This is a genomic window from uncultured Nevskia sp., from assembly GCF_903885465.1.
In the GTDB taxonomy this organism is placed as follows: Bacteria; Pseudomonadota; Gammaproteobacteria; order Nevskiales; family Nevskiaceae; genus Nevskia.
This window is the reverse complement of sequence record NZ_CAISIQ010000468.1, coordinates 1-5946: the sequence shown is the minus strand read 5'-3', so window position 1 is coordinate 5946 and position 5946 is coordinate 1. Positions and strand designations below refer to the sequence as shown.

The window sequence follows — 5946 nt, the reverse complement described above, 5'->3', positions numbered from 1 at the left end:
TGAACTGGAACAAAACGGTGCGGACTCTGGCGATCGATTGCTGCGCTGCGGCAAGGTCACGGTGACCGGGCGGGGCAGGGCGCTAGTGTCCCAGTTCGGACGCCGGCTTTGTAGCGGCTTGATCGTCAGGCCGGGCGTTGACCTGGTTGACGCCTGAATTGCTGCGGGTCTGTGGGCCGGCAGCCGCTGATATACTCCGCGCTTGTGTCGAATGCCGCTGCAAATGCGGTTCCGAGGCAGGGCAGCACCGGCGAGAGTGGCGGAATTGGTAGACGCACTGGATTTAGGTTCCAGCGCCGCAAGGCGTGCGAGTTCGAGTCTCGCCTTTCGCACCATCGGTGATCCTAACTGGGTCAACAACTTACAGTAAATCAGGGCGTTGCAGGTGCTCCGGAAGTCCACTAAGGTGGTCCAAGGAGTCAAAAGGATGCCCCGTCTCATGTCTGTTTGGCAGCACCCGATCCACAAGGTCTGTTATATCCGCGAGCCAATCCCTGCTGACCTCAGGGCGGCTGCGGGCGGCAAGCAGACGTATAAGCGCAGTCTTGGCGTTAAGACGCTCTCAGAAGCCCGCAGGGTCTACCCGGACGCGCTCTCCACCTTCCGGATATTCCTTGATTCCCTCCGCAACGGCCCTCAGCGGCTAACTGCTGCCGAGGTCGAGGCGCTGGTTGGGGTCTGGTATCGGGAAAACTTGGACGCTTGGTCGCATGATCCTGGCGCCGCAAAGCACTGGGAATCAGCAGCCCTTTACCTTCCAGGTGGTGACAACCCCAGCGACGAGGCAGAAAGGGCGCGCTTCGTCAGACCCTACGTTGATGCCTTGCTGAACTCAAAGGGCTTGTCGGTCGATGCGGAGACCTTGAGCCGCTTTAGCGACCGCCTGTTCCGTCGAATGCTTGCCCTTTTCGAGCGTATGGAAGTCAGGGCTGGCGGCAACTTTACTCCGGACCCGGTCCTTGCCGAGTTTCCCGCGTGGGCTCCAGTTACGCCGCCAACGATTCCCGATGGTGGGCTTACTTTCGATGCGATGTTTGAGCGTTGGAGAAACGAGGTAGAGAGGGCACCGGGGACGGTCGCAGAAACGCGCGCCATTCTCGCTGCTTTCAGGAAATACGTTGGCCGTCATGACCCTGCGGCGGTAGAAACCGCAGATGTGGAACGGTGGCGCGACGCACTTCTGATCGAAGGTCCTTCCGGTAAACCGCTGCGCCACAGCACCGTTCAGCGCAAATATCTCGCGGCAGTCTCCACCATCTATCGTGCCTCCCAGGGGCGAGGCAGCGGCCGCCTTGCAGGGAACCCGGTGGAAGGTGCTTGGTTCAGAGGTCGCCAGTTCTCCGACTCTGATGACATCCGCGCCTACAGCGCAGACGAAGTCGCGAAGATTCTTCGCGCTTGCCGTAACGAGCAATTGCCCGAACGGCGCTGGCTGCCATGGCTGATGTTGTACACGGGGGCTCGCTTCCGCGAGGCCGTGCAGTGCATCGCCTCAGACATCCGAGAGCACGAGAATATTGCCTATTTGTCTATCAATCTGGAACATAAATGGAAGCGCTTGAAGGGCAAGCCTGGTCAGGTCTCGCCCTCATTGCGAGACGTTCCACTGCACCCGCTTTTGCTGGCTGAGGGCTTTGCCAAATACGTGAAGTCTTTGGAGCCAACTGGCTTCTTGTTCCCGAGACTTAAGCCGCGCCCTGACGGAAGCTCTAACGAAGGCCGCCCGGTTACCTCCCTGCGCACATGGGTTGCGCAGTTCGCTTCATCGGAAGAGGGTAGTCGGCAACGAACCAACCCGACGCATTCCTTTCGCCACTCGTTTGAAGATTTGCTTCGGGACGCAACGGAAGATGGGGAACTTCGCCTGGACATTCAGGGGCGGTCAAACAGTTCATCAGCGCGAGGCTACGGGGACGGTCACTCGTTGCGGCGAAAGCAAGAAGTTATCGGGCGAATTAAGCCGCTGTGCTGATCACGCCGATCCGCAAAATAGTTCTCGGTCGATGGTGCTGAAACCCTTTATCAGTAAGGCATACAGCGCACGCCGACGGCCTTGCTTGTCAGGTTCTGACAGGTGACCTCAAAAGTCCTTTAGTTACTTGAGGTTGCCCCGTGGGCGTCTACGGGTGCTCTCATATCAGAAATCGTCGCTTGAGGGCGTTTGTCCGTCATCCTGAGGTAACTCATACGGTCCAAGGGTTTCCACTACTACTGACGCTTTCAACAGCCTTTCTCTGATGCGTCCCCGAACCTTGGGTGATGAGACTCCCCGGGCGGCAGCGAGGCATTGTTCAATAGCTGCAAATGCAGCTTGTGCCGATCGCTCGGCATTCTTCGCTCGATAGTCGAACTCACCAGACCCCTTGGGCTTCGGTGCATCGCGCTTGAACTTGGAGTAAACGGCTGGGTGATCCTCGGCTATCCAGTGCAAGACAGTTTCATGGGAGACCGAGCCGCCCAGCGCCGCAGCGAGTTGGCGACTCGACATGACCTTTCCGCGTCCGACCTTGTGGTTCCCGGCCTTCACGAAAAGGGATAGTGCCGCTCGGACCTCCGCCTTCGACAGCCGCTTGCCGTTGGTGCTGTTGTCGTCAATGGCGAGCAGTACGGCACCGGGGTGATCGGTCTCGTAAACATCGGCTGTGATTGTTGGTAGGCCTCTGCGGTAAGTAGCCGCGATTCTGTGATGTCCGCCGATTACTACAAGTGCACCACCGACGACCCCTAGCTTCACCGGCGGAAAGCTAGTGCCGTTCTTCATGGCAGTTGCGTACTCATTGACCAGCTTCACGTCCAGGTTCTTGCGCGTCTGGTAGGGATGGTGAGGCGAGATGTCCACAAGTGATACTTCTCGGCGGATTGGCTGTGTCATGTGCTAGTGTACTTCCTTGCTTCAAGAAATGGCGCGGCGACTAGCTCCGCGACGCGCTCTAGTTGTTCCCCCAGGTGCCGCAGGACACGCCCACGGCTTGCCGGATACTTGTGCAACTCGGTGGCCTCCAGCGATCCGCCGGGGCCGCTGCGTTCCCATCGGCGGTGCGTGCCGCTGGCCATGCGGTGCAGCAGCTTGGCGGCCTGCACCTGCTGAAACTCGCTGTGCCGATCTGCGCCGGGGTCGCTGGCAATGGTGGCGGCCACGGCAAGCCATGCGGCCAATACATCCACCGGCGGCACCTTGGCGTCCCTCAGGCGAGCCCATGCGGCCCGGCAGCGTTCAGAGGGCGGCAGGCCAGCAAGGCGCGTGGCGGGCAGGTGCTGACCGGCGGCAGCGTACTGGGATTGAACGCCAAGGACTCCGCGCACTACCGATGGGTCCGCCTGATGCGCCGCAAGCCACGCCTCAGCGGCCTGCCGGTGCGGCGCCAGGACCTTGCTGGGGAAGCTGCCGTGCGCGTAGCTGCCGTGTCGTCCGTAATGATCCTCATGAGCGCGACAGGCTCGCCGACTCAGGCCCGTGCCTCGTGCTGCCGGGGTCCGCTGGGTACAGCCGACAATCCGGCAATACCCGGCATCTTCCCTGCCTTCCGCGATGCGCCGCGACAGGTCCGCCTTGCGTCGCTTGCGGGTCTCCCAGGTGGTCATTTATTGACCAACTCGACGCCCCGCACTCGGTCACGCCGAAACAGGGGAGAACAGATGGCGGTCACGGCCACAGGCTCAGGTTGTCGCCGGTGCCTGGGTCGCTCCGCTGCGCTCTTGGTTCAGCACGAACAGGCGTCGCAGGACTTCATCATCCGTCAGCGGCCACTTCCAGCCGTAGGCAGCGGCGACCGCTTCATCTAGGGCGCGATGAAGGTGAACCAGCCATGTAGGCGGTGCGTTGTATAGGTTGGTCAGGGTCCGAGCCTTCAGGTCCGCTTCGTGTCCCGGCTTGGGGATGATCCGTTCCGGGTAGCCAGGGACCGCCTCGGCGATGCGGTCAACCCATGGGGCAGGGTTCAGCCAGTTATCGCGCGTTTCGACTAGCTTCCGGGCCGCTTCGCTAATGGCCGCCGCTAGGGTGTTCTTCGCTTGGTCGGCTGCCGAGATATTCGGGGTCAGGCCCGGAGGAAATGGGAACGTATCGAAGCAGGTTGTTGCCGTGTATCGCGGATCATTCCCGACGCCCAGGTAAGTGCACATCCTGAGAGACCAGACTTCGTGAAACCGCGAATGAAGAACGCCGAAAGTCACGTCATCTGAGCGTGTGATGACAGAAAGGTTTTTATCTGCGACGACTCCAGCCGGTAGCCATGCGAAGACTCGATGCTTGGAAACTTCCGGCGTGACGATGAATCGGGGGAGTCCGGCAAGTGCGCGGCGCATTACCGGCCGCGACCATTGGAATAACCACCAATACTCGTTGGTTCTCGCCTCGCGCTTGCCGAAGCGCGTTGGCTGTACGTGCGTCTTGATATGAGCGAACGGGGCTTCATACATTGCGGCGTCGACTTCCTCGGCATCTGTCCCGAAGTCAACAATCCAATAGTCTCGATTGCGGCGTGTAACGTCCAGCCCATTGGACCAAGGCCGCACTACATCACTGTTGGGACGCCCGTTCGGGTTCGGCAGTTTCAGCCAGCTTCGCGCCACATCGCCGGGTATCTCGAAGGGGCCGGTCTTCTGAATGCCCGAGAAACAGCGGCCCTCGTTCTCTTTCAGCCGCACTGCGCGTGTCAGGTCTGCACTGGCATCGCTCCCGGCAGCGGTCAGGTCCGGGAAGATCGTTCCGGCTTCGGTACCGTTCAGCATTGCCGATCCATCGGTGCGGCCGAAACAGACCAGGGACACGCGGACTGCCGCGCCGTCGTTGATCCATTCTTCATCGCTCCAGGCGTTGAAGATTCGGCCGTGATCGCAGATGTGCTTCAGCACTTCCCGATTCCTGCCGCCGCGAATGCTGTTGGTCGTGACCAGTCCCGTGCGCTTCAGCGTTCCCGCCCGGATGAGGTCGTTCGCTTTCTCGAACCAGTAGCAAACAAGGTCCGCTCCGCCTGGGACTCGACCTTCATAGGTCTTCCGAAGGTTTGCGACTGCTTCAGCGCCTAGTTCGCCGACCATCTTCTTGTCGCCGACGAAAGGCGGGTTACCGACGATGACATCTGCCGCTGGCCACACGGCCTCGCTGCCGTCCACGTTTAGCAGTGCGTCGCGATTCTCGATCTGCTCCAGAGGCTTGAGGATTGGATTCTTTGCCACGCCGTAGCCGTTGGCGATCATCCATTGAATCTCGCCGATCCAGATGGTCACGCGGGCAAGTTCTGCCGCGTAGGCGTTCAACTCGATGCCTTTGACGGACTGCGGCCCGATGGCCGGGAACTGCAAGCCCAGGCCCAGCGCTTCCGCGTCCAAAAGGATTCGCTTCTCAGTGTCCTTCAGGGCTCGCAGGGACAGATACAGGAAGTTGCCGCTACCACAGGCCGGGTCTAGCACCGTGAAGGCCCTGAAGCGCTCCAGGAAGCGATTGAAGCGGGTCTGCGCGGCCTTGCTGACGGTTTTGGCGGCCTTGCCGATCTGTTTCGCCAGCTCGACCTTTTCGGCTTCCCATTCGGCTAGCCAAGGCTCCACGACCACGGGGCGCACGATCTTCATGATCGTTTCCGGGTCGGTGTAGTGGGCTCCCAACTGACTGCGCTTGCTGGGGTCTAGGCCACGCTCGAACAGGGTGCCGAAGATGCTGGGTTCAATCTCGCTCCAGTCCAGCAGACAGGCTTCAAGTAACAGCTTCAGGTCATCGGCTTCCAGGCGGAGCGTGGCGTCATCCTCGAATAGCCCGCCGTTGAACCATTCGATGCTCTCGAACGCCAGATGCCCGCCCTTGTTCATGGCGGCGAACAGGTCCCCGCTGAACTTGGTGAATAGGTCGGGCTTGCTCTGGGAGCTTTGCACCAGCTTGGTGAACAGGTGACCCGGCAACAGACCGATATCTTCGGCGAACATGCAGAACAGCAGGCGGTTCAGGAAGTG

General features: G+C 60.5%; 4 protein-coding genes and 1 tRNA gene. 2 read left to right on the top strand and 3 right to left on the bottom strand.

Annotation, left to right across the window (positions count from 1 at the left end; translation table 11 throughout):
• Positions 1–250 precede the first annotated feature (250 nt).
• Positions 251–335, top strand: a tRNA-Leu gene (locus QZY06_RS18285).
• Between the two features lie 92 nt (positions 336–427).
• Entirely contained in the window at positions 428–1972 is a 1545-nt protein-coding gene (locus tag QZY06_RS18280) for a hypothetical protein (RefSeq protein WP_295686756.1), read from the top strand.
• Positions 1973–2137: 165 nt separating this feature from the next.
• On the opposite strand, the gene QZY06_RS18275 is transcribed toward QZY06_RS18280, so the two are convergent.
• The 3 genes from QZY06_RS18275 to QZY06_RS18265 all read right to left on the bottom strand — a co-directional run.
• Positions 2138–2839, bottom strand: a complete 702-nt coding sequence (locus QZY06_RS18275) for a ParB N-terminal domain-containing protein (protein WP_295686753.1) — start codon at positions 2837–2839, stop codon at positions 2138–2140.
• 29 nt (positions 2840–2868) lie between these two features.
• Positions 2869–3582, bottom strand: coding sequence for a hypothetical protein (locus tag QZY06_RS18270; protein WP_295686751.1), 714 nt, complete (start codon positions 3580–3582; stop codon positions 2869–2871).
• Positions 3583–3657: 75 nt separating this feature from the next.
• On the bottom strand, positions 3658–5946 hold a 2289-nt coding region (locus QZY06_RS18265), incomplete at its 5' end, for a DNA methyltransferase (protein WP_295686749.1).

Bases quoted from the DNA above. Each gene is read 5' to 3' on its own strand.
- QZY06_RS18280 (WP_295686756.1), top strand. From the start codon at position 428: ATGCCCCGTCTCATGTCTGTTTGGCAGCACCCGATCCACAAGGTCTGT.
- QZY06_RS18270 (WP_295686751.1), bottom strand. From the start codon at position 3,582: ATGACCACCTGGGAGACCCGCAAGCGACGCAAGGCGGACCTGTCGCGG.